Below are 22,758 nucleotides of genomic sequence, written 5' to 3'. Positions count from 1 at the left end.
TGAAACCTGAAACCTAACATCTGGAATCTAAAAAAAAATAATGAGTAAATACACTGAGGACGACTTAAGAGTCGATCTAGAAAATAAAAAATATGAATTCGGCTGGGAAACGAAGATAGACTATGAAGACTTTCCTACCGGTTTAAATGAGGATATTGTCCGTGCCATCTCTGCTAAAAAAGAGGAGCCGGAATGGATGACGGAATGGCGTCTCGAATCTTTCAGGATCTGGCAGAAAATGACTGAACCTACCTGGGCCAATATTAAGTATGAAAAACCTGATTTTCAGGCAATCCGCTATTACGCGGCTCCAAAGGCCAAACCTGAACTGGAAAGTTTAGATGAGGTAGATCCTGAGCTGTTGAAAACTTTCGAAAAGCTTGGAATTAACATTGAAGAACAGAAAAGACTTTCCGGAGTTGCTGTAGATATTGTAATCGATTCCGTTTCCGTAAAGACCACTTTCCAGGATACTTTAATGGAAAAAGGAATTATTTTCTGCTCTATTTCGGAAGCCATTAAAAACCATCCAGATTTAGTAAGAAAATATCTTGGAAAAGTTGTTCCGAGAGGAGATAACTTCTATTCCGCACTGAATTCCGCAGTATTCTCTGACGGAAGTTTCTGTTATATCCCGAAAGGAGTAAAATGCCCGATGGAACTTTCTACTTACTTCCGTATCAACCAGGCAGGAACAGGACAGTTTGAAAGAACCCTTGTAATTGCAGATGAAGGAAGTTACGTTTCCTATCTTGAGGGATGTACAGCCCCTTCAAGAGACGAGAACCAGCTTCACGCAGCAGTTGTTGAGCTTATTGCTATGGATGACGCCGAAATTAAATATTCTACGGTGCAGAACTGGTATCCTGGAAATGAAGAAGGAAAAGGAGGTGTGTTCAATTTTGTAACCAAAAGAGGTTTGTGTGAGAGAAATGCAAAAATTTCCTGGACGCAAGTGGAAACAGGTTCTGCCGTAACATGGAAATATCCGTCATGTATCTTAAAAGGGGACGGAGCTATCGGTGAGTTCTACTCTATTGCGGTGACCAACAATCACCAGTATGCGGATACGGGAACAAAAATGATCCACATTGGTAAGAATACCAAATCAACGATTATTTCAAAAGGAATTTCTGCAGGAAAATCCCAAAACTCATACAGGGGTCAGGTAAAAGTAATGCCTTCTGCAAAAGGGGCCAGAAACTTCTCCCAGTGTGATTCTCTGCTGATGGGTAATGAATGTGGAGCGCATACGTTCCCTTATATTGAAATCAAAGATCCTACAGCACAGCTGGAGCATGAAGCTACGACTTCAAAAATCGGGGAAGACCAGATTTTCTACTGCAACCAGAGGGGAATTGATACGGAGAAAGCAATTGCTTTGATTGTAAACGGTTTCAGTAAAGAAGTATTGAATAAGCTTCCAATGGAATTCGCTATTGAAGCTCAGAAATTGTTGGAAATTTCTCTGGAAGGATCAGTAGGATAAAAATGTAAACATTAAGAAGTTAAGTTCTTTATTTTCTTAAGTCTTAATGTTTAAATAAATAAAAAATAGTATTTCATTTGCAGTCGTTAGTATTTGTAACTAGTGGTTTAGGATTACAAAAGACAAAAATGTCAGTCTAACGTTGCGATAAATTTGAATATATGTTAGAGATAAAAAACTTGCACGCCAAAATTGAAGACGGCGCAGAAATTTTAAAAGGTATTAATCTTGAAATAAAACCGGGTGAAGTTCATGCCATCATGGGACCGAACGGAGCCGGAAAATCTACTCTTTCTTCTGTAATTGCAGGAAAGGAAGACTATGAAGTTACAGACGGAGAGATTATTTTCGGGGGTGAAAACATCATCGAGGATGCTCCTGAAGACAGAGCACACAAAGGAATTTTCCTTTCTTTCCAGTATCCGGTAGAAATTCCGGGAGTTTCTGTAACCAATTTCATTAAAGCAGCTCTGAACGAAACCAGAAAAGCAAACGGGCTGGGAGAAATGCCGGCTAAAGAAATGCTTGCCCTGATCCGTGAAAAATCTGAGCAATTGGGGATCAAAAAGGATTTCCTTTCAAGATCGCTGAACGAGGGCTTCTCCGGAGGTGAAAAGAAAAGAAACGAGATCTTCCAGATGATGATGCTTGACCCGAAACTGGCTATCCTGGATGAAACAGATTCAGGACTTGACATCGATGCCCTGAGAATTGTGGCTGATGGGGTTAATGCTTTTAAAAACGAAGGAAATGCGGTTCTTTTGATTACTCACTATCAGAGACTGCTTAACTATATCCAGCCTGACTACGTTCACGTTCTTGCCAACGGAAAAATCATCAAAACCGGTGACAAATCCCTTGCTCTGGAACTTGAAGAAAAAGGCTACGACTGGCTTCTTAACTAAGAAGTCTCTTTTTCAGAAGGGAATTTTATCAATTCCATCTGAATATGCGGAAAACCCGCAGTAAATAATATTTTTAAATATATAAAATAAGGTGTGATGGCCGAAATATCAGTAATGGCTTTATACGATCAGATTATTGACAATCACGGTGAATTTTTGGAGAGTCTTCGTCACAGATTTCTGGATGAAGAACGAAAAACTGCTCTTCAAAAGTTCGAAAACTTAGGTTTTCCGACAAAAAAAGACGAAGAATATAAATATACCAGCATCAAAGAGATCACAGAGAAAAATTATAATTTTTTCCCTAAAGAAAGTCATAATATCACCAAAGAGCAGCTGGATCAGCTTCATTTGGGTGAAGAAAATTTTGACTGGATCGTCTTTGTGAACGGACAGCTTCATAAAGAGCTTTCAAAGGTTTCTATCGAGAATGTAGAATTCCTTTCCTTCAACTATGCGTTGAATGATGAGAAGCACAGAGAAGTATTTGAAAAATATTTCAATACCATTGCTTCCAAAGATACAGCATTCACCAATCTGAACCTTGCGTATTGCAAATACGGATTCTTTTTAAAAGTTCCTAAAAATGTGGTGATCGAAAAACCTATCCACGTTTTTTATATCTCTCAGAATCAGGAAGAAAACACATTCTACAATACCAGAAACTTACTGATTGTAGAGGATGGAGCAAAGGTAGAAGTTATTGAGAGTCACCACAATTTTGACAGTACATATGTGCTGACGAATTCCGTGACGGAAATTTTCACCTATCCTAACGCCAAAGCAGACTGGCACAAACTTCAGAACGATAACAACACCTCCTATCTTATTGACAACACGTTTGCAAGACAGGAAAAAGACAGCTTAACCACTGTGAATACGTTCTCTTTCGGAGGAAAACTGGTAAGAAACAACCTTGATTTCATTCACAACGGAAGCAATATCAATTCCTTCATGAACGGGATCACGATCATTGGTAAGGACCAGCTGGTAGATCACCACACGGCTGTTCACCACAACTTCCCGAACTGTGAGAGCTACCAGAATTACAAAGGTATTTTTGATGGTAATGCTCACGGAGTATTCAATGGAAAGGTATTCGTAGATAAAATTGCTCAGAAAACCAACGCTTACCAGCAGAACAACAACGTATTGCTAAGCGAAGGAGCAACCATTGATACCAAACCACAGCTTGAGATTTTTGCTGACGATGTAAAATGTTCTCACGGCTGTACAGTAGGTCAATTGAATGAAGATGCCCTGTTCTACCTAAGAGCAAGAGGAATTTCCAAAAAAGAAGCTCAGGCATTACTTTTATATGCTTTTGCTAACGATGCAATGCAAAACATAGACATAGAACCGCTTAAAGAAAAAATCTCTAAACTTTTAGCTGAAAAGCTTCAGGTGGATATAGAATTTTAAGACTAATATAAATTGATACCAGAAAAAGCACTTCTAACCGAAGTGCTTTTTTTATTACTGATGAAAGCTGGAAGAAAGAAGTTATTGATCATGTGTGAATAGTGAAAAGTCAATTTGCTTCGCAGGAAATAGTTAAAAATCCAGCTGGTAAAATTTCACGATTCACCATTCACAATTAACTTATACTTTCCATTTTCCAGCCTGCCTACTACTTCAGCCAGGACTGGTTATCTTTTTTATCAGAACGTTTTCTCCCGTTATCAATATTATAAGCAAAACCAACGCCTAAAGTCTGTTTAAGCTGTGTCTTTTGAATCTGATTGTGGTCGTACAGCAAATCCAGAGTGATATTCGTTGAAATAAACTTATTGATCTTCATATTAAGAATTCCGCTGTACCCAAGTACCAGATGATCCGGTTTATCAAGATAATTTGAGAACACTGATGCTGTATTGGTCAGGTTGATATTTTCCATGATCTTGATCTTATAGATGGCCGTACCCAGGAAACCAAACTGAAACAGGGAAGAATCACCGTTGTTTTTAAGGCCATAAGTGCCTGCAGTCTGAAGGTCTTCATCAAGAACAAAGGTTACTCTGGCATTGGCCGGACGGAGCGTCACGGTAAGATTGTCATTCGGACGGTAGGTAACACCTACACCCACATTAAGGTATCCCGGAGCCATAAAATTGGAGATTTTTTTCGCATCAGGATTATTGCCGTCTTCGTAACCGCCGGCAAACTGAGTCTGAAGCCCGATACCTCCTGAAAGATACCAGCTTTTTGCAAATTCACGCCCGTAATTGGTAGACAGATTGATCACATCCTGCGTTTTTCTGGTCCCGATCCCTTTGGTGTTATTTTGTCCGTAGCCCAGAATAATAATGTTTTCCCAAAGGTCTTTCCCTTTTTCATAGGTCAGGTTATAGTTAACACCGGCCAGCCAGCCCACGTTATTGGCTCCACCGCCAACCCAGTTTGAAAAAGCGGCCTGATTGAGCATTAAGGTATTTTGTCCCTGAATAGACCATGCTTTTAAAGTATCAGCTGCAGGAGCATCGGATTTAGCCTCCTGGGCCATAGAGCTTATTCCAACAGATATGGAAAAGGCAAATAAAAGTTTTTTCATAGATAAGGATTTTTCGTTACAAAAATATACATATATTTTTGGTATAAAACTAATCACATATTTATGATATATCGCAATTGTCCTTTATTGATTTAAGAAAACAACCCATTTAAAAAATTATGAGAATAAAAAACATCAAACAAGATAATATTATTCAAAATTCTTATTAATAAAAAATCACTCCGCATGAAGTGATTTTTATTTTTATGTACAGCTGTGCATTTATTTCTTAATCCACCACTGGCTGTCTTTCCGGTCGGACCGTTTTACCCCGTTATTCAAAGTATAAGCGAATCCTATTCCCAGTGTTTGTTTCAGCTGGGTTTTCTGGATCTGGTTATGATCATATAACAGATCAAGTGTAATATTGGACGAAATAAATTTATTGACTTTGAAATTTACAACAGCACCATAAGCCAGAACCAGCCTTTCAGGATGATCCAGATAATTAGAGAATACGGAAGCGGTATTCGTAATATGAACATTCTCCATTAATTTTACCTTATACATGGCAGTTCCCAGAAAACCGAACTGTAACAGAGAAGTATCTCCGTCATTTTTCAAACCATAAGTTCCGGCGAGCTGCAGATCTTTATCCAAAACAAAAGTCCAACGTCCGTTGGTAGGCCGCAAAGTAACCGTCAGGTCATCATTGGGCCTGTACGTAATACCCATACCGAGATTGAGATATCCGGGAGCCATAAAATTGGAAATTTTCTTGGCTGCGGGGTTATTTCCGTCCTCATATCCGGCCGCAAACTGAGACTGTAATCCGGCTCCCAGGGAGAAATACCAGCTTTTGGAAAATTTGCGCCCATAATTGGTAGAAACATTGATCACATCTTGTGTTTTCCTTACGCCAAGTCCTTTTGTATCGTTCTGCCCGTAGTCCAGTACAATAATATTTTCCCAGAGATCATTATCTTTTTCATAGGTAAGATTATAATTCACTCCGGCCAGCCAGCCCACGTTGTTGGCTCCTCCACCTACCCAGTTTGAAAAGGCAGCCTGATTAATCATTAAAGTATTTTTCCCCAATACGGACCAGTATTTTACGGTATCTGTGACTACTGAATCTTTTTTCAATTCTTCCTGTGCACTTGTATAAATCCCTATAGAAAGGGAAAGAATCAATAAAAACTTCTTCATTATCTTACATGATTTTCATTACAAAAATATTAATATAATTTTTTTTAAAGCCATAACCAAGCAATAAAAACGTCTTAAATCACCAGAATTAACTTCAATAAGCCAAAAACAAGCCACTTTAATACATTCAATGTCAAAATTTTAAGCTGAATATTTTGAAATTGACACCTTTTGTCTTAAAATAAAAAGACCTGCGGTGATTTCATCGCCAAATTTTCCGAAATTTATCATTGGCTTTTGATTTGACGTAACCTCCGCATGTTTAAAAATATAATTTCCAAAAGAGCTGTGATCACTCCATTGCTGATGCTTTCAGCGATGTGGCTTGGCTTTTTTCTGCAGACGCTGGGCTTTTTCCAAAGCTGTTTTGGGGCCATTATACCACTTTTACCGGAAGGCTTGCTGGGGATCATCACCTCTCCCCTTCTGCATGGAAATATGGATCATATTATAAGCAATTCTATTCCGGTGGCTGTTCTCCTGTTTCTGTTATATCAGTTTTACCCATTGGTTGCCAATAAAGTTTTTATTACCGGCTGGCTGGCTACAGGCCTGCTGCTGTGGCTGCTGCCTCCCATTGATATTCTAACCGGAGATTATATGTATACCTGTACCATTGGAGCCAGTGGAATTGTTTACGTTCTTGCGTTTTTCCTGTTCTTCAGCGGCGTTTTTAAATGGAATATGAAGCTGCTTACCATATCAATGCTTGTTGTTTTGTATTATGGCAGTCTGATCTGGGGAATGTTTCCGGAAGAATTATTCTACAATCTCCAGGAACCCAGTAAAATTTCATGGCAGGCTCATCTTTCCGGGGCGGTAGTAGGAAGCATTATGGCTTTTGCATTCAAAAATGTAGGCGAAAGAAAAAAAAAATTCATCTGGGAATTTCCAAATTACTACAGCGAAAAAGACGATAAACTTTGGCAGGAATATAAAGCCAATCATCCCGATGACTTTCTGGAGCTGCCTTATAAGAAAAGAGAAGATATCTGGGATCGTCTGGATGAATTAAGGGGAAAATAAATCAGATTTTGAAGGTGTTCATTTGTTAATTGTGAATGGTCAATTGTGAATTTTTTCCAGCATATTTTCATTATTTTCCTGCAAAGCAAATTGACTATTCACTATTCACCATTGACAAATCATCAAAGATGACTCAATAATTTCCCTCTCCCAGCTTCTTACTTCCTTGCCATCTCCGATTCATCTTATTTTATTACATTTGAAAAAAAACACAAATGGTTCCGGAAGAATACCTCTATGCAATTGCCCTGCGCGAATGCAGCCTGATTGGTGATATTAATTTTCACAAACTTATCCGAACCTTCGGAAGTGCCGAGGAAGCATGGAAAAGAGCAAAAAAAGAATACAGCAAAGCAGAAGGAATCGGCAGAAAAACAGTCGCTGACATTGGAAACAGCGAATATCTGAGATTTGCAGAAAAAGAAATACAATTTTGTGAAAAGAACGAGATCAGGGTTCATCTCAGGCATCTTAAACAGATTCCCTATCTCCTCAATGAATGTGATGACGCTCCAGCCATTCTCTATCAAAAAGGAAATTTTGATGATTCCTTACCCAAAATCAGCATTGTAGGAACCCGGAATATGACATCTTACGGCAAACAGTTCATCTGTGATTTCTTTGAGGCATCCAAATCTTCCAGATATGTATCTGTCAGCGGATTAGCACTTGGCGTAGATAAAGAAGTTCATGAGCAGTCCATTCAACATAAAATTCCAACCGCTGCGGTTCTGGCCCATGGATTTCATACCCTTTATCCCTCCAAAAATAAAAAGCTGTCCGACAAAATTCTGGAAGAAGGCGGTGCATTGCTGACAGAATTCAATACGTCCCGGAAACCGGACCGTGAAAATTTTATCCAGAGGAACAGGATTATTGCAGGAATTTCTCCGTCAACCATCGTGGTGGAAACGGGATTTGGAGGCGGGTCCATAAGCACCGCCGCATTCGCCAATGACTATAACCGCGAAGTTTTTGCCCTGCCGGGAAAGATTACAGATCCATATAGCCAGGGATGTAACCAGCTGATTTTCCAAAACAAAGCATCCTGTATTTCTACTATAAAAGATCTTATAGATTCACTGGGTTTTAACCATTCCAAAGCAAAACCTGAAGAGTTGTTTCCTTACAGCGAAACCAATGTACAACTCTCTGAAAATCAATTAATAATTTATCAGACAATACAGACTCATCCACATGTCTCTCTGGATGATCTTGCGCAGATTATTTCCACTCCAGCCTATAAAATTCTACCGGTAATTTTAGAATTGGAGCTTTTAGGGAAACTAAAATCATTTTCCGGGAGGCAATTTACCGCAATTTAAGAATTAACGATTTCTTAATATTGCATCATTTAAGAGCTAACTTTTAATTTTTAATAAAAATTGATCATAAATTATCAATTTAATAATAATTCGAAACATTATTATTTAATTTTTAGCAATGTTGAAATAGAGTATTGTGAATCTTGAAAAAAAAATTAAATTTGTTGACAATAATATTCAACCCTAATATATGGAACAATATAATATTGACCAGAAAATCCAGGAGTTTATTGCCAAGATTGAAGCAAAAAATCCTAATGAACCAGAATTTTTACAAGCCGTAAAAGAAGTAGCTGTGACTGTAATTCCGTTTATTATGACCAAAAAGGAATATACAGGAATGAAGCTTCTGGAAAGAATGGCTGAAGCTGAAAGAATTATAATCTTCAGAGTTCCATGGGTTGATGATAAAGGAGAAATCCAGGTAAACAGAGGTTTCAGAATCCAGATGAACTCTGCGATTGGACCATACAAAGGAGGAATCCGTTTCCATCCTACGGTAAACCTTTCTGTTCTTAAATTCCTGGCTTTCGAGCAGGTATTTAAAAACTCACTGACTACCCTTCCGATGGGAGGAGGAAAAGGAGGTTCAGATTTCGATCCGCAAGGAAAATCTGATATGGAAGTAATGCGTTTCTGCCAGGCTTTCATGACTGAGCTTTGCAAGCATATTGGTCCTGAAACAGACGTTCCTGCAGGAGATATTGGTGTAGGAGCAAGAGAAATCGGGTATCTTTTCGGACAATATAAGAAAATCAGAAACGAATTCACCGGAGTACTTACCGGAAAAGGTCTTGCTTACGGAGGATCACTGATTCGTCCTGAAGCTACAGGATACGGTGTGGTATACTTCGCAGAGCAGATGCTTAAGACGATCAACGAAACATTCAAAGATAAAATCGTAAGTGTATCAGGTTTCGGAAACGTAGCCTGGGGAGTAATCAAAAAGGCGACCGAGCTTGGTGCTAAAGTAGTAACGATCTCTGGTCCGGACGGATATATTTATGATAAAGATGGGATCAGCGGCGAAAAGATCGATTATTTATTAGAACTGAGATCTTCAGGTAACAACAGAGCTGAGGATTATGCTAAAAAATATCCTTCTGCAGAATTCCACGCAGGAAAACGTCCTTGGAGTGTGAAGTGCGATGTAGCTTTTCCTTCTGCCACCCAAAACGAGCTGGATCTTGAGGATGCTAAAATCCTGGTTGAAAACGGATGTCTTTGTGTTACTGAGGCTGCTAACATGCCTTCTACACTGGATGCCATCAATTATTTCCTTGATAATAAAGTTCTATTCTCACCTGGAAAAGCATCCAACGCCGGAGGTGTTGCCACTTCAGGTCTTGAGATGACGCAGAACTCGATCCGTCTTAACTGGACTTCTGAAGAGGTTGATGCAAGATTGAAAGAGATCATGATCGGAATCCACAAAGCGTGCAGAGACTACGGAAAAGATGAGGACGGCTATGTGAACTACGTAAAAGGAGCCAATATTGCCGGCTTCGTAAAAGTAGCAGAAGCAATGCTGGCTCAGGGAGTCGTATAAAAATAAACAAAGGTTGGGAAAATTCCCGGCCTTTTTTGATACAGCCTGTTCCCGGGATAATGGGAAAAAAGTAAAAAGTGAAAGGAGAAAGCGCTGTCTATGTACAGCGCTTTTTTTTATTTTTACCATATGAAAAATACCTTTAAAAATATTAATGAGTATATCCTTCTGTTTCCTGATGAAGTTCAGCAGAAACTTTTGGAGCTGAGAGAAGCCATCCACCGTATAGTTCCTGATCCGGAGGAATATATCGGATACCAGATGCCTGCATTTAAGTATAAAGGGAAACCTCTGGTCTATTTTGCCGGCTACAAAAAGCATATTGGTTTTTATCCGGGGCCCGAAGGCATTAAAGCTTTTGAAAAGGATTTCCGTGAAAAAGAGTATACCTATTCAAAAGGAGCGGTCCAGTTCCCCATAGATCAGGATATTCCTATGGAACTTGTTCAAAAAATGGTAGAGTTCAGGATGAACGAAATTGATCAGAAAAAATCCTGAAACTAATGTTCCAGGACCCCTTTCTGCTTTGTTCAATATTTACTTAGATGACTTTGCCTTTTTCTTAGCCTTTTTTTCTGCCTTTGTAGCATCGGAAGGCTTTATAGCATCTGTAGTACCTGTATCCACCGTAGTTGAAGATTCTACATTAGTGGCCGGCGCGGCCGTAGTGCTTACAGTTGCTGTTGTAGTTGTTGTGGTATTTTGTTTCTGAGCATCTGCGGGTGTAGCCTGCTGTTGGGTTGGAGTTGTTTGATTAGCAGGAGTCTCTGCCGGTTTTTGAGTCTGTGTCTGGGCCTGAGCTGAGATTGCAACTGCGCCGACAAAAGTAAATGCTGCCGCTAAAATTAACTTTTTCATAATGTAATATTTTAAATGGTTGTTTAAATTAAACGCCATCCTTTTTATTAAATTATGCGTAACCTCTTTATTTAACGTACTTTATAATTATTTAAGAATTTTTACCACGTCGGTTTACCTTGAAATATTCTTCATCATTTTTTCTACAAACTCATAGGCGGCGGGACATATCACGGTGTTTTTCAGCATCAGATGATTGATTTGGTAAATCTTTTTGCGGTCTGTATGCGGATACTCCCGGCAGGCTTTCGGCCGGACTTCATAGATGGAGCAGGTATTATCGTTATTCAGGAAAAAGCAGGGAAGATTCTGCAGGACTTTGTCATTATCTTCATCCACTCTTAAAAATTTGGCTTCAAAATCAGCCTGTTTCATCCGCAGATGTTTTGAAATCCGTTCAATATCTTTTTCTGTGTATAAAGGTCCGGTGGTTTTACAGCAGTTGGCACATTGAAGGCAATCCACTACCTCAAACACTTCTTCATGGGTTTCCTGGACCACATAATCAAGGTTTTTGGGCGGCTTCTTTTTTAATCCGTCCAGAAATTTTTTATGTTCCTTCTGCTTTTGTAAAGCCTGTTTTTTATAAAGGTCTAAATTCATTTATTCATGAGCTCCGGCATGTCCCGGAAGTTCTGCTTTTTGATATTCATTAATTTTATCCAGATCCAAAACGGTGGTGAGATCATGCTGATCCGGATAATACATCGGAGTAAATTTAGCTCCGTACACAATCTCCGAGGAGACGTATGATGACCTTTGGACCACGGTATTGGAAAAAACTTCATCAAACGCGCGGACCTGAACAATGATTTCTATGTCCGTATTTTTAAAATCATCTTCGGAAAAGCCATAAAACGGCGAGTCTTCCTTGATCTCATGAACCACCGTCCAGTTCAGCGCCAAAGTATTGATCTTGTTCAAATGGGTTTTTAAAGAATAAAAATTACTTTTCGGAACACCGTTTTCAATTACTTCAATAGCCGTTGAAACAATAACCTCTGCATCAGTCAGGGCATTATTTTTATAAGGCGCCAGTCTGAACATTAAAGCCCTCGACTCTTTAAACGGAGCAATCACTGCAATGTCGGAAAACCTCAAATATGCTCTAGGCCTTGAGAATCGCCCATAAAAAAGCCCGGTTGCGATGGCAAAGGTAAGCAATCCCAGAAACGCTTCAAAAGTTGCTACCAGACTCGCTAAAAAGCCTACAGGGGCAATTCTTCCGTAACCCACAGTGGTAAAGGTCTGGGAACTGAAGAAAAAGACATCAATAAATTCATTCAGGGGATCACTTTTATCTATTCCGGTAAGATGTTCTACCCCAATCAGATAATAAATCAATGCGAACACGAGATTAACCAGAATATACGCAATCACCAGATAAGAAAGGAAACGGAATGTTGACAGGTTCAGCATGGTATGGTACCAGCTCAGCCTGTTGAATACATTTACTCCTCTCCGTTTTACATTCGGGAGACCGTCTTTATTGATAAACCTTCCGGACGCACTGCTTCCGAAACCACTGTTCTCCGTATTTTTCTGACGAATCTTCTGTCTGAAGCCTCTGGCCATTCTAGTATTGTTTTTGTTAGGCAAAAAAGCAGATTTGCCAATTCGCCAGTTTACTTAATTGCTTTTGCAAAGATAAAATATTGTTTTCATGAAATTTATCAAGCTGACGATTGAATTTTTATTTTGATTTTGCAGTACATTTGAAGTATGAAAAAATTGGAATCAAGGGAAGATATTGAGCACCTCGTCAATTCATTTTATGCTAAAGTGGTTAAAGACGAGACGATTGGATTTTTCTTTAATGATGTGGCTAAAGTAGACTGGGACAAGCACCTTCCTAAGATGTATTCATTCTGGGAAAGCATCCTTTTCGGGCAGATGAGCTATAAAGGAAATCCTATGGGCGTGCATTTCCCCATAAATGAAATCCAGGCCATGGAACAGAAACATTTTGACCAATGGCTGAAACTATGGAGAACTACTATTGAAGAGAATTTCGCGGGCGAAAATGCTGACATGGCGATTTATAAGTCCGAGAATATTGCCAAGCTGATGGCTTTTAAAATGGAACTGGCGAGGAGATTGTAAAATTTTGAATTTTGGATTCTGAATTTTAGATTTTAGATTCAAAACCCATAAACAATCAGAGTCTTTCTAACTTCTAATTTCTAATCTCTAACTTCTTATTAAGGAACAATAACGGTAAAGATATAGGCAGCAAGATTAACCAGAAGAACGGTTCCATACAAAACATTCGTTTTCCCGCGGCTTAAGGAAAGCATCACGATAAATACAGACAGCGAAAGAAGAATAATATCTTTTTTATCAAGCCCCAATACCAGCGGGATATCATACACAATACACACCGTAGACACAGCCGGAATGGTGAGCCCTATGCTCGCGAGTGCAGACCCCAATGCAAGGTTTAAACTCGATTGTATCTGATTGCTTCTTGCCGCACGGATAGCCGCCACTCCTTCAGGAAGAAGTACCACCCCCGCAATAATAACCCCTACCAAAGATTTCGGAGCCCCGATACTCTGTACCATATTTTCAATGGTTCCGGAAAGTCCTTTCGCCATGAGGACAACAATAATCAGGCAGATCACAAGGAAAACGAAGCTGATCAGTGTTTTTTTCACGGAAGGAATATAATGCTCTTCCGGATGTTCGTCAGGAACAATAAAGTAGCTTCGGTGGCGCACGGTCTGGACCATCAGGAACACGCCATAGATGGCCAGGCATGCGATGGAAATAAAAATCAGCTGTGCTTCATTATAAAAAGGTCCATTGACACTTGATGTAAAATTGGGAAGGACCAGGGTAAGCACCAGAATAGAAACAATACTTACCAGATAAGTGGTTGCGGAAGTCCTTGCGAAGAACTGCTCATGGTATTTTACTCCGCCTACGAGGATACAAATCCCCAGAATTCCGTTCAGAATAATCATGACGGCAGCAAAAACGGTATCCCTGGCCAGCGTGATCGCCTGATCGCCGCCGGCAACCATCAGTGAGATGATCAGCGCTACTTCGATAATGGTGATACAGAGGGCCAGGATAATGGTTCCGAAAGGCTCCCCTACCTTATGGGCCACCACCTCGGCGTGGTGTACTGCAGACAAGACACTTCCGGTGAGCAGAAGCCCTGCAATAATATCATAGAGAACCCCTGTTCCCATCAGTCCGGAAAAGTAATACCCCACCGCCAGGACAGGAAAAATATACGTATAATGTAAAAGTTCTTTTAATCTCATAAAGCGTCTACAAAATACAAAAAATCTATGAAATTTTAAATATCAAAAGAAAATATTAATCATATTTTAATGTTATAAAGGAGGGAAGTCAGAGGTTGGAAGATGGAAGTTCTTCAGGTCAGAAATGACAATTGTTTCCTTTCTATTCCTTTTCTTTTTATCATTCTTTCAACCAATTAACGGCTTACATTAACTTCCCGCTTCCTTCTTCGAACATCCTTACCTAATGACTCCAGAGATAAAAATCCTGAAAATCCGTCAGCATATGAAACAGAAGGCCGATGGCTATGATTCTGATATTTCCTTTAAAAAAAAGCAGCAAAAAATACACCGCAATGGCATAATAGGAATGTAAAAAATGAAAACCAATACTGTTTCTTGAAGGATCAAAAACAGGATTAGCAAAAATATGGTCCAGATCCACCAGCATGGTAGCCAACATGATCAGATAAGCCTTTTTCCAGTTTTTACGGAAAAATATCAGTGCAATGAACACCGGGAAAACCAGATGCAAAAAATAATGCGTGATTGATTTCAGTAATGCAATATCAGATAAGGCCATGAGTATTCTGTCTTTTAACCGGAGAACTTTTTACCATCTTAAAATTAAAGGCAGTGGATCTTCTTTCACTTTGATCTTCACCCAATAATTCCGGTCCTTATTTCCGTAATAGATATAGTCCACATCAGAAAGCATCTTTTTTTCTGCAGGTGATAAGGTACTTAAGGAATTCAGCAGCAAAGGATGATTCCTGATCAGAATATAATTTTCTTTTTCTTTCCGGGACAAGGGAAGCGGGTTCCTTGTAGATTGTATGGTAAGCCCCTGACTATTTTTAACAACATGATTAGGCTGGAAAGGGATCGCGGTGAACTGATCCTGATTGTTAATCCATTTTTTATGCTCGAAATAGCTCCATGCTTTTTCCGGATCTGAGGTTTGAAGCTCCATCACATAATTCGGCTGGATAATTTTCTGGTAAATTTTTTTCTCCACTTCATTGAAATTATCATCGTATTCGTAGCTGATGATGGTATCATTTACCTGTTCAAGGTCTGCATTGGCTTTGAAATAGGTGACCTGTGAAGAATCCCTGATGCCTTTGCTAAAAAAGGAAGTGTAATTCCGGATATTTTCAGCATTGAGCTCTGCTTCAAGAAAGAAATTTTTCTGCTGAAGCTTAGCAGCCAATGATGCTAAATTTTGTGATTCGGCAGTATTTTTTATCTCAATTCCATCTTTTTTAAGATCAATAGCAAAGTTTTGGATTTTCCCTCCGGAAATGAAAGAAAGACTTCCTAAAGACTGATCAATAAGCTGATCTGCATGCATTGTACTGTGTCCGGAAGAATGAAGCAGGAACCGGCAGATCTTATCAAAAGCTGATGCTGAGGTTCCCAAAATACACTTTTCTCCTTCAATTTTAATAAAAATCTGGTCTTTCCGGAATATGTTTTCTCCTTTGCTTATGAACTGGTGGCTTTTTAAATAGGCTGAGAATTTTTCCACATTCTTAAGCTCAACTACGGTGTACCATTCGGAAAACCGGGTGTCTTTCAGGTGAAAAACCTGTAAGAAATCCGGAATCCGGATGCCCGAGTCTTTTAACGAAACGGTGGTTTTATCTTTCTTTTTGCTTCCGGACCACCTGGAAGGATGGGTGATCAGGTTTGAAATATACTGTCCCGTTAATTTTTTAACATCGATTAAAACAACCGCGTCTGCATCCTTCGGGATAAACTTCAATGCTTTATCTTTAAAAAAAAATACAAAGTAGACTGCTGCTCCAGCGAGTACAAAAATTAACGGGACAATAAGTTTCTTTTTGTTCATTTACAATATTTGAGGCTTTTTCTCTGCTTCATTGATTTTATAGATCTCATCAAACAGATCAAAGAAATACATCAGGCTGTTTTCGGAAGAGTTTTTAATTTTATAATCAATTTCAGTTTCCAGGCTGTCTCCTTTCACCTCTGCTTTATAATACACTTCACCTACATTTTTCCTGAACAGATCCAGTGATTTTCTTTCCGAAGGGGTTTTAAATTCTTTCTCCATCCCTATCAAAAGTTTCTGAACATCCAGTCTTCCGGACAGTGGATATTTAAATGAATCTTTAGCCCACTGCTTTGAAATATCTGACTGGTTTTGAGTCTTAAGATTGTCTGTAGAGCTTGTAAGATAAACAGTTCCGTCTTTTACGGTAAAGTACAGCTCATCCATAAACCCATCCCCTTTTTCTTCTTTAAACGAGTAGATATTACCGTTTTTCGAGAATTTTTTAGTCAAACGCTTATTGGTAGACAATACATTGAACACCCGGTTCCAGTAGCCTTCATTTTCTGTGGAGAAAGCAAAAGTAAAATTAGGAACGGCTACATCTTTGGTTTTCTTTACTTCCTTTTCATTGTAATCTTCATCATATTCGTAATCGGTGTATTCCACCTGTTTGGATTTCAATTCATTGAGGACGAAGATCCCGTTTCCTGGTGCTACTTTAGTGATGGCGTCTTCGTCAAGAACAATTTTCATGGTTTCCATCATCAGCTCCATTTCTTTTTTGTATTCGCCTTCTCCCGAGTCCTGAAGCAGGCTGTACATCATGTCAAAACATTTAGACCCGTCTACGTTGATGACATAGTAACCTACACTTTTATCATTAATAAGGGCAGTAAGCTTTTTATTTTTCTTCCCTTTATAAACGGACGAAATAGCTTTCTGGGTTTCCGGGTTTTTATGCTGGTAATTATTGACCAGCTTTACTTTATCCTTATCAAAATACAGGTTGTAGTATGAATTGGAATCATAGGCATTTCTGAAAAACTGCCCGAACTCGAAACGTCGCATCATTTTCCCGTAAATCCCGTCGTTCATCAGTTTTCCATAATCCGTATACACGAATGCATCGGAGTTTGGATCTCTGAATTTGAGCATGGTTTTCGGAACTTCAATTTCCAGATTGGAACTGAAATACTGGTCAAAACGTCCTTCTGCAATTTTTTTCACTATTTTGAAATCTTCCCTGCGTATAGAATCCAGCTCTTTCTGATAGGCGGAATCCACTTCGGCTTCTGCATACTCCTCTTCCTGCGGATACATCTCCGTCTCCCCTTCCGAATGCTGCGTGTCTACATTTTCTTTCGGATATTTGTGATGCTTTTCGAGATATTTAATATCCTTTTGAATCCTTGTAATTTCCTTATTGCTTTCCTTGATGCTCTCTTTTAAATATTTGATCTCGTCTTTCAGCATGAGGATTTCCTCCTTGTAATCAAAAGGCTTTTCCGGTTCTTCAACATAGGCACTATCTATCATAGGTGGAGCCGCGGCACTGTCCGCTACAGCAGCAATACTGTCAATCTTTTCTTCAGTCAGTAGATCTTTAAACGGCTTGGTATAGTTGATCATGCTTAAAACCGCACGGTCATTGTTCCACGCTACAAAGATATCATCGTCTATATCTACGTAAGAATAATTTTTTCCCTGGGAAATTTCCAGTCCTTTTTTCTTGGTAGAATTGATGAATTCCTGGAACTTAGCCTTGTTATCTATGATGAAATGGGTATTATAGGTCTGTATAGAGTCGTTAAAACTCGCATAATGGTATTGGGTGGCGTCGTACTTAATCCCGGTTTTCGAATAATCATTCCAGGAAGAATTTTCTTTGTTTTTTTTGCTTAGTTCATGCAGTAAAGGATTAAGTTTCTGCCAGTTGATTTTCTGGTTAAGCTGCTTCCCGTTGATCTCCATATAAAATATAACATCGTTGGGGATTTTCATGCTGTTTTGCGCAAAAACAAGCATAAAACCAAAAAGTATGAACGTAAGTGTTTGTGTTTTTAATACTATAGATTTCATGGTTTAGTGTAGATTTATTGAAATAATATCGTGTTTTGTATTTGTTTCTTTTGAAAGATAAGATCAAGGATTTCCGCTTCCAGTTTAACAGCTTTTTTATTCGGAGAAAGTACATAAGCACTGTTCGTCTGGGATTTTACTGTATTTTCAAACTGCATCACGGAAGTGTATCTCGCATTGTTGAAAACCTCTTTATCTGCTTTCCCCATTTTATCATAATCCGCTTTGAATGTATTCACTTTATTCCTTGTGAGTGTTTTTTTAGCAAGATTCTGGCTGTAAATCTGCGTGGGAATCATTTTCCCCAGGATATTTTTTGCTTTCAGCTGTTCCAGTCCGGCGTTGATGTTTTCAATCTTCTTAAAATTACAGCTCAGTTTCAGGATGTAATTGTCAAAATCCATGGAAGTTTTCACATTGGAAATCCCGGGGGTTGCTTTAAAAATTCTGGAAGCTTCATTGATTTTATTTTCAATTTCAGCTTTTTTAGGAACTTTTTTCCCGTTAATGGTCTCCATTTTTGAAATGGAAGCCAGTCTTGTTTTGCTTTTGCTCGCGTTAAGAATAAGGGTATACTCACCACTTCCGTCCGCTTTGATATTGACTTTATCCAAAATATCAAAACAGCTCGTAAGCAGTAATACAGGAAGCAGCAGCACCAACAGCTTCAAAACGTTTTTCATAATTGAGTTTTTAGGAAGGACAAAATTACTCATTTTCGACCTAAAATACCCCATTTGTTGATTTATTTGCGGTAAACGGTCTATTAAATCCTTCCTTTCAGATAATCCTGCCGTACATCTTCATCCAGCTTTTCAATGGCATACCTAAGGCAGGTTCTCGGCATTCCCTGATAATGTTCATTCAAAAATGAGATGAGTTCCGCTTCATTTTTCTCGCCCATTTCCCGGAGCAGCCAGCCGTTGGCTTTGTGCATCAGGTCATGTGTGTGCTTCAGGTTCTTCGTCACAAATTCCTTGGTAAGCTCAAAAGATCCCTTTTTCACGTAGTGCATGGTTCCTACGACAGCAATTCTTTTATGCCACATTTCCTCAGAATCCGAAAGATTTCGCAACAAGTCTTCCTTCCCGTTCTCAAAAGCATATCTCCCCAGAATCTTATAACAGCTGGAGTCCACCAGATCCCAGTTATTGACATGCGGAAGATGGTCCAGATAAAACTGTACAACCTCTTCTTTCACCGTCTTATCCTTCGTTTTTTCAAATTTGGAGATCAGCATAAAAAGCGCAGTAAGCCTGTGCTCATGGTATTTTGAAGACAACAGCGTGCTCAGGTCTTTCAGATCTATTTTTGAATAATATTCTTTGGCCACCGATCTCTGATCCGGAACTTTCACGCCTAAAAACAGGTCTCCTTCACCGTATTCCCCTTTTCCTGTTTTAAAAAATTTCGGAAAAAACGCTGCCTTTTCCGGGATGGATAGTACAGCTAAAGCTTCTTCTATTTCTTTGATTATATTATTTTTCATCTTAATCTGTGTTTTAATTAAGCATGCTCATCCGCAACAATACTCTCCTGTTGCTCCTCTTCTTTTGCAATTGCTTTCGGATTGGCTACTTTAGCAATGGTAAGTCCCTGGACAATAATTGAGAAGACCACCACGCAGTAGGTGATACTTAAAATGGTTTCGCTGTATTCACTTTTTGGAATTGACATGGCCAATGCAATGGAAACTCCGCCACGGATACCTCCCCAGACCAGTACCTTTACGGTCTGCGGACTGAATCTTGTTCTCATCGACATGAATCTTGTAGGAACCCATATCGAGATCAGACGGGCAATTAAAACCACTGCGATCGCCAATAACCCGGGAATCATGAAATGCTTCAGATCCTTGATCATCAATAATTCAAAACCGATGAAGAGGAATAATACGGCATTCAGGATTTCGTCAATAAGCTCCCAGAATTTAATCAGATAATCCTGGGTAATGGATTTCATTTTAAATCTTACGTTAAAATTCCCCATAAACAGACCGGCAGCCACCATCGTGAGCGGTCCTGAAATATGCATCTGTCTGGCAATAAGATATCCTCCCATTACCACAGAAAGTGTTACTAAAACTGAAATAATATAATCGTCCACTTCACGCATCAATCTGGATGTTACCCATCCCAATAAAACCCCAAGCAAGATTCCTCCGCCCGCCTCTTTCATCAGAAGCAATCCGATGCTTTCAACCCCAAGATCCACTTCTTTCCCGATAGCCAGCTGTAAAACCACCGTAAACACAACTACCGCCATCCCGTCATTGAAAAGGGATTCTCCGGCTACTTTTGTTTCCAGTGATTTGGATACATTGGCCTGCTTCAGGATACTCAAAACCGCTACAGGATCAGTAGGCGAAATAAGCGCTCCGAACACCAGACAATAGATAAAAGGAAGTTGTATTCCTAAAAAGGGCAACAGATAAAACATTCCAAACCCTACCACAAACGTGGAAATCACGACTCCTGCGGTGGAAAATATCAGGACGGGCCGGAACTGTTCCTTAAGGTCATTGATATTAATGTGGATTCCTCCTGCAAAAAGAAGGAAATTAAGCATCGCTCCCATCAGGACTTCGGTGAAGTCTATACTGTTCATCAGCTTGTTCAGATGTCCGAAAGTTCTTGGAAGAACCGTTTCCCCAAACATCACCAGAAAGATGGAAACCACAATGGCAATCACCATAATCCCGATGGTACTCGGAAGCTTAAGAAATCTGTAATTGAGATAGGCAAAAATAGATGCCAGTACGATTAAGGCTGAAAATGAATAATATAACTCCACTAAGTGTTTTTTTAATTGATTTTAAAGTCTAAATAAAGTATTTTGATGTACAGTTTACGGCCGTCTTTTTCCCAGATATCAAACATTCCGTCTTTGGTTGGCCTGGACCCTCTCACATAATCTTTCCCGATATTCAGGATATTCAGCAGGATGTATTCATCTCCCACGGAATTGACCAGATAAGCTGTTTTTTCAGAAGTTCCGTCTCCGGAATTTTTCATTCCCTCCGTCAGTGAACGGAACTGACTCAGGTGATGCATAAAATTACTCCCGTCCTTTTGCGAATCATAGGCTCTGAGAAGCACAAGAAGAACATCCAGGTTCGTAGGATCTTTGTCATACAGGACTTTACCCTGCTTGATACATTCTTCAAAATTATTTTCTTTAAATGCATCTGCCAGGCTTTTGAACGCGTCGTCTGAAGTAGACACCTTATCATCCCTGAAGTTTCTTCCGTAGTAAAGGTACTGGGCTTCAATACTGTCAAGGGATTTGGGATATCCTTTATATTTAAAAATCAGTTTCTCATAATTGTAGGGAGAATCTGAATTTTTAAGGCTTTTTTCAATGTTTTTTAAATCGATTTTTGATTTCTGGCTGAACCCAAAAACCGAAAAGAAAACCAGTAAGAGGAAAAAGTAATGCTTCATTAATCGTTATTTTCTTCTTCTTCGTCATTATCGAAATACTCGAAAAGGAAGTCATTATACGGAAATCTGGAGATATGGATCTTCATCACCTCATCATAAATCATTTTCTTCATTTCCGGGAAGTTTTCCTTGGTTAAAGCTGAGATAAAAACCGTTGGATATTTGGATTTACCCATCCAGGTCTTTTTCCATTCTTCCAGGGAAACATTTTTTCTAGTAGATGGGGTCAGATCATCTTCATCTTTTTTATCATAGCTGAAGTCATCAATTTTATTAAAAATCATGATCATCGGCTTCTGATGCGCATTGATCTCCATTAAAGTCTGATTTACAGATTCTACCTGGTCTTCAAAGCTTTCATGCGAAATATCGGCTACATGAATAAGAAGATCCGCTTCACGAACCTCATCCAGGGTAGATTTAAAGGATTCCACAAGCTGTGTGGGAAGCTTTCTGATAAACCCCACCGTATCTGTAAGCAAAAACGGTAGGTTTCCGATTACTACCTTTCGTACGGTAGTATCCAAAGTGGCAAATAATTTATTTTCCGCAAAAACTTCAGACTTGGAAAGTGCGTTCATCAGGGTAGATTTTCCAACGTTGGTATAGCCTACCAAAGCTGCACGCACTACCTTCCCACGGTTATTACGCTGGGTAGCCATCTGTCTGTCGATGGTTTTAAGTTTATCCTTTAACAGGGAAATCCTGTCACGGATAATACGGCGGTCGGTTTCAATTTCCGTTTCCCCGGGACCTCTCATCCCGATCCCTCCTTTCTGACGCTCAAGGTGGGTCCACATCCTGGTGAGGCGGGGAAGAAGATATTGGTACTGCGCCAGTTCAACCTGAGTTCTGGCATAGGAAGTCTGAGCTCTCTGTGCAAAAATATCTAAGATCAGATTAGTCCTGTCCAGGATTTTCACTTCAATTTCCCGTTCAAGGTTTTTAAGCTGGGAAGGAGAAAGCTCGTCATCGAAAATAACGGTTCCTATTTCGTTTTCCTTTACGTATTCCTTAATTTCCTGTGCTTTTCCGCTTCCGATAAAGGTTTTGGAGTCCGGCTGGGTTAATTTCTGAGTAAATCGTTTCTGAACCGTTGCTCCCGCAGTGAAAGCTAAAAACTCCAGCTCATCCATATATTCCGTAAGCTTATCCTCATCCTGATGTTGTGTAATAACCCCTACTAATACTGCTTTCTCGTAATGATGTTCTTTCTTATCTAGCATTAATTTCTATCTATGTTTGTGATTTTCACAAGATACCAATTTTCAGGAAAAAAAACAAAATCATTTTTTAATCTTCAGCATTTTTTAATGTTAATTTAAGTTGACA

Annotated in this window: 22 protein-coding genes; 8 read left to right on the top strand and 14 right to left on the bottom strand. The window is 39.3% G+C overall.

Annotation, left to right across the window (positions count from 1 at the left end; genetic code table 11):
• The first annotated feature begins 40 nt into the window (after positions 1-40).
• The 3 genes from sufB (at position 41) to sufD (ending at position 3,816) form a co-directional block, all read left to right on the top strand.
• Positions 41-1,489, top strand: coding sequence for a Fe-S cluster assembly protein SufB (sufB, locus tag B7E04_RS04210; RefSeq protein ID WP_080777515.1), 1,449 nt, complete (start codon positions 41-43; stop codon positions 1,487-1,489).
• Between the two features lie 161 nt (positions 1,490-1,650).
• Entirely contained in the window at positions 1,651-2,394 is a 744-nt protein-coding gene (gene sufC, locus B7E04_RS04205) for a Fe-S cluster assembly ATPase SufC (RefSeq protein WP_080777514.1), read from the top strand.
• 114 nt (positions 2,395-2,508) lie between these two features.
• Positions 2,509-3,816, top strand: a complete 1,308-nt coding sequence (gene sufD / locus B7E04_RS04200) for a Fe-S cluster assembly protein SufD (RefSeq protein ID WP_185117067.1) — start codon at positions 2,509-2,511, stop codon at positions 3,814-3,816.
• A 208-nt stretch (positions 3,817-4,024) separates the two neighbouring features.
• On the opposite strand, the gene B7E04_RS04195 is transcribed toward sufD, so the two are convergent.
• Complete coding sequence (locus tag B7E04_RS04195) at positions 4,025-4,945, bottom strand: DUF3078 domain-containing protein (RefSeq protein WP_080777513.1); 921 nt, start codon at positions 4,943-4,945, stop codon at positions 4,025-4,027.
• A gap of 222 nt (positions 4,946-5,167) precedes the next feature.
• A complete protein-coding gene (locus B7E04_RS04190; RefSeq protein WP_080777512.1) occupies positions 5,168-6,094 on the bottom strand; it encodes a DUF3078 domain-containing protein in 927 nt (308 codons plus the stop codon).
• A 258-nt stretch (positions 6,095-6,352) separates the two neighbouring features.
• On the opposite strand from B7E04_RS04190, the gene B7E04_RS04185 reads away from it, so the two are divergent.
• From B7E04_RS04185 to B7E04_RS04170, 4 genes are all read left to right on the top strand, one after another.
• Positions 6,353-7,120: a rhomboid family intramembrane serine protease gene (locus B7E04_RS04185; protein ID WP_080777511.1), complete on the top strand. Its 768-nt coding sequence runs from the start codon at positions 6,353-6,355 to the stop codon at positions 7,118-7,120.
• Positions 7,121-7,335: 215 nt separating this feature from the next.
• Entirely contained in the window at positions 7,336-8,445 is a 1,110-nt protein-coding gene (gene dprA / locus B7E04_RS04180; RefSeq protein ID WP_080777510.1) for a DNA-processing protein DprA, read from the top strand.
• 190 nt (positions 8,446-8,635) lie between these two features.
• A complete protein-coding gene (gene gdhA / locus B7E04_RS04175; RefSeq protein ID WP_062651555.1) occupies positions 8,636-9,994 on the top strand; it encodes an NADP-specific glutamate dehydrogenase in 1,359 nt (452 codons plus the stop codon).
• 129 nt (positions 9,995-10,123) lie between these two features.
• Positions 10,124-10,492, top strand: coding sequence for an iron chaperone (locus B7E04_RS04170; protein ID WP_080777509.1), 369 nt, complete (start codon positions 10,124-10,126; stop codon positions 10,490-10,492).
• Positions 10,493-10,531: 39 nt separating this feature from the next.
• Here the strand turns inward: B7E04_RS04170 and B7E04_RS04165 are convergent, their stop codons facing one another.
• The 3 genes from B7E04_RS04165 to B7E04_RS04155 all read right to left on the bottom strand — a co-directional run bounded on the left by B7E04_RS04165 (position 10,532) and on the right by B7E04_RS04155 (position 12,427).
• Positions 10,532-10,852, bottom strand: a complete 321-nt coding sequence (locus B7E04_RS04165; protein ID WP_080777508.1) for a hypothetical protein — start codon at positions 10,850-10,852, stop codon at positions 10,532-10,534.
• Between the two features lie 114 nt (positions 10,853-10,966).
• Positions 10,967-11,455, bottom strand: a complete 489-nt coding sequence (locus B7E04_RS04160; RefSeq protein ID WP_080777507.1) for a YkgJ family cysteine cluster protein — start codon at positions 11,453-11,455, stop codon at positions 10,967-10,969.
• Positions 11,456-12,427, bottom strand: a complete 972-nt coding sequence (locus B7E04_RS04155) for an ion channel (RefSeq protein ID WP_080777506.1) — start codon at positions 12,425-12,427, stop codon at positions 11,456-11,458.
• 147 nt (positions 12,428-12,574) lie between these two features.
• On the opposite strand from B7E04_RS04155, the gene B7E04_RS04150 reads away from it, so the two are divergent.
• Positions 12,575-12,955 carry a group III truncated hemoglobin gene (locus B7E04_RS04150; RefSeq protein ID WP_080777505.1) on the top strand — a complete coding sequence of 127 codons (381 nt, stop codon included), beginning with the start codon at positions 12,575-12,577 and terminating at the stop codon, positions 12,953-12,955.
• Positions 12,956-13,053: 98 nt separating this feature from the next.
• On the opposite strand, the gene B7E04_RS04145 is transcribed toward B7E04_RS04150, so the two are convergent.
• The 9 genes from B7E04_RS04145 to hflX all read right to left on the bottom strand — a co-directional run bounded on the left by B7E04_RS04145 (position 13,054) and on the right by hflX (position 22,652).
• Positions 13,054-14,124: a calcium:cation antiporter gene (locus B7E04_RS04145; protein WP_080777504.1), complete on the bottom strand. Its 1,071-nt coding sequence runs from the start codon at positions 14,122-14,124 to the stop codon at positions 13,054-13,056.
• 223 nt (positions 14,125-14,347) lie between these two features.
• Positions 14,348-14,686 (bottom strand): DUF6122 family protein, encoded by a 339-nt coding sequence (locus B7E04_RS04140; RefSeq protein ID WP_080777503.1) that lies wholly within the window; start codon positions 14,684-14,686, stop codon positions 14,348-14,350.
• Positions 14,687-14,716: 30 nt separating this feature from the next.
• Positions 14,717-15,958 (bottom strand): hypothetical protein, encoded by a 1,242-nt coding sequence (locus B7E04_RS04135; protein WP_080777502.1) that lies wholly within the window; start codon positions 15,956-15,958, stop codon positions 14,717-14,719.
• Positions 15,959-17,983: a hypothetical protein gene (locus tag B7E04_RS04130; protein WP_080777501.1), complete on the bottom strand. Its 2,025-nt coding sequence runs from the start codon at positions 17,981-17,983 to the stop codon at positions 15,959-15,961. It lies immediately after the preceding gene.
• Between the two features lie 14 nt (positions 17,984-17,997).
• On the bottom strand, positions 17,998-18,666 hold the full coding sequence (locus B7E04_RS04125; protein ID WP_080777500.1) for a hypothetical protein: 669 nt from the start codon (positions 18,664-18,666) through the stop codon (positions 17,998-18,000).
• 83 nt (positions 18,667-18,749) lie between these two features.
• Positions 18,750-19,472, bottom strand: a complete 723-nt coding sequence (locus tag B7E04_RS04120) for a DNA alkylation repair protein (RefSeq protein WP_080777499.1) — start codon at positions 19,470-19,472, stop codon at positions 18,750-18,752.
• Between the two features lie 17 nt (positions 19,473-19,489).
• Positions 19,490-20,776, bottom strand: a complete 1,287-nt coding sequence (locus B7E04_RS04115; RefSeq protein ID WP_080777498.1) for a cation:proton antiporter — start codon at positions 20,774-20,776, stop codon at positions 19,490-19,492.
• Between the two features lie 11 nt (positions 20,777-20,787).
• Positions 20,788-21,426 carry a DUF4919 domain-containing protein gene (locus B7E04_RS04110; protein WP_080777497.1) on the bottom strand — a complete coding sequence of 213 codons (639 nt, stop codon included), beginning with the start codon at positions 21,424-21,426 and terminating at the stop codon, positions 20,788-20,790.
• The gene (gene hflX, locus B7E04_RS04105; protein ID WP_080777496.1) at positions 21,426-22,652 is read right to left on the bottom strand and encodes a GTPase HflX; all 1,227 of its coding nucleotides are present in this window, start codon (positions 22,650-22,652) and stop codon (positions 21,426-21,428) included. The genes B7E04_RS04110 and hflX overlap by 1 nt, the downstream gene beginning before the upstream one ends.
• Between the last annotated feature and the right edge of the window lie 106 nt (positions 22,653-22,758).

Origin of the sequence: Chryseobacterium phocaeense (assembly GCF_900169075.1) — a bacterium.
GTDB classification, from domain to species: domain Bacteria; phylum Bacteroidota; class Bacteroidia; order Flavobacteriales; family Weeksellaceae; genus Chryseobacterium; species Chryseobacterium phocaeense.
This window is presented reverse-complemented; position numbering and strand designations above follow the sequence as displayed.

Bases quoted from the DNA above. Each gene is read 5' to 3' on its own strand.
- B7E04_RS04185 (WP_080777511.1), top strand. From the start codon at position 6,353: ATGTTTAAAAATATAATTTCCAAAAGAGCTGTGATCACTCCATTGCTG.
- B7E04_RS04190 (WP_080777512.1), bottom strand. From the start codon at position 6,094: ATGAAGAAGTTTTTATTGATTCTTTCCCTTTCTATAGGGATTTATACA.
- dprA (WP_080777510.1), top strand. From the start codon at position 7,336: ATGGTTCCGGAAGAATACCTCTATGCAATTGCCCTGCGCGAATGCAGC.
- gdhA (WP_062651555.1), top strand. From the start codon at position 8,636: ATGGAACAATATAATATTGACCAGAAAATCCAGGAGTTTATTGCCAAG.
- B7E04_RS04140 (WP_080777503.1), bottom strand. From the start codon at position 14,686: ATGGCCTTATCTGATATTGCATTACTGAAATCAATCACGCATTATTTT.
- sufD (WP_185117067.1), top strand. From the start codon at position 2,509: ATGGCTTTATACGATCAGATTATTGACAATCACGGTGAATTTTTGGAG.
- B7E04_RS04165 (WP_080777508.1), bottom strand. From the start codon at position 10,852: ATGAAAAAGTTAATTTTAGCGGCAGCATTTACTTTTGTCGGCGCAGTT.
- B7E04_RS04170 (WP_080777509.1), top strand. From the start codon at position 10,124: ATGAAAAATACCTTTAAAAATATTAATGAGTATATCCTTCTGTTTCCT.
- B7E04_RS04135 (WP_080777502.1), bottom strand. From the start codon at position 15,958: ATGAACAAAAAGAAACTTATTGTCCCGTTAATTTTTGTACTCGCTGGA.
- sufC (WP_080777514.1), top strand. From the start codon at position 1,651: ATGTTAGAGATAAAAAACTTGCACGCCAAAATTGAAGACGGCGCAGAA.
- B7E04_RS04120 (WP_080777499.1), bottom strand. From the start codon at position 19,472: ATGAAAAATAATATAATCAAAGAAATAGAAGAAGCTTTAGCTGTACTA.
- sufB (WP_080777515.1), top strand. From the start codon at position 41: ATGAGTAAATACACTGAGGACGACTTAAGAGTCGATCTAGAAAATAAA.
- B7E04_RS04160 (WP_080777507.1), bottom strand. From the start codon at position 11,455: ATGAATTTAGACCTTTATAAAAAACAGGCTTTACAAAAGCAGAAGGAA.
- B7E04_RS04195 (WP_080777513.1), bottom strand. From the start codon at position 4,945: ATGAAAAAACTTTTATTTGCCTTTTCCATATCTGTTGGAATAAGCTCT.
- B7E04_RS04130 (WP_080777501.1), bottom strand. From the start codon at position 17,983: ATGAAATCTATAGTATTAAAAACACAAACACTTACGTTCATACTTTTT.
- B7E04_RS04125 (WP_080777500.1), bottom strand. From the start codon at position 18,666: ATGAAAAACGTTTTGAAGCTGTTGGTGCTGCTGCTTCCTGTATTACTG.
- B7E04_RS04145 (WP_080777504.1), bottom strand. From the start codon at position 14,124: ATGAGATTAAAAGAACTTTTACATTATACGTATATTTTTCCTGTCCTG.
- B7E04_RS04110 (WP_080777497.1), bottom strand. From the start codon at position 21,426: ATGAAGCATTACTTTTTCCTCTTACTGGTTTTCTTTTCGGTTTTTGGG.
- B7E04_RS04155 (WP_080777506.1), bottom strand. From the start codon at position 12,427: ATGGCCAGAGGCTTCAGACAGAAGATTCGTCAGAAAAATACGGAGAAC.
- hflX (WP_080777496.1), bottom strand. From the start codon at position 22,652: ATGCTAGATAAGAAAGAACATCATTACGAGAAAGCAGTATTAGTAGGG.
- B7E04_RS04150 (WP_080777505.1), top strand. From the start codon at position 12,575: ATGAAAAAATTGGAATCAAGGGAAGATATTGAGCACCTCGTCAATTCA.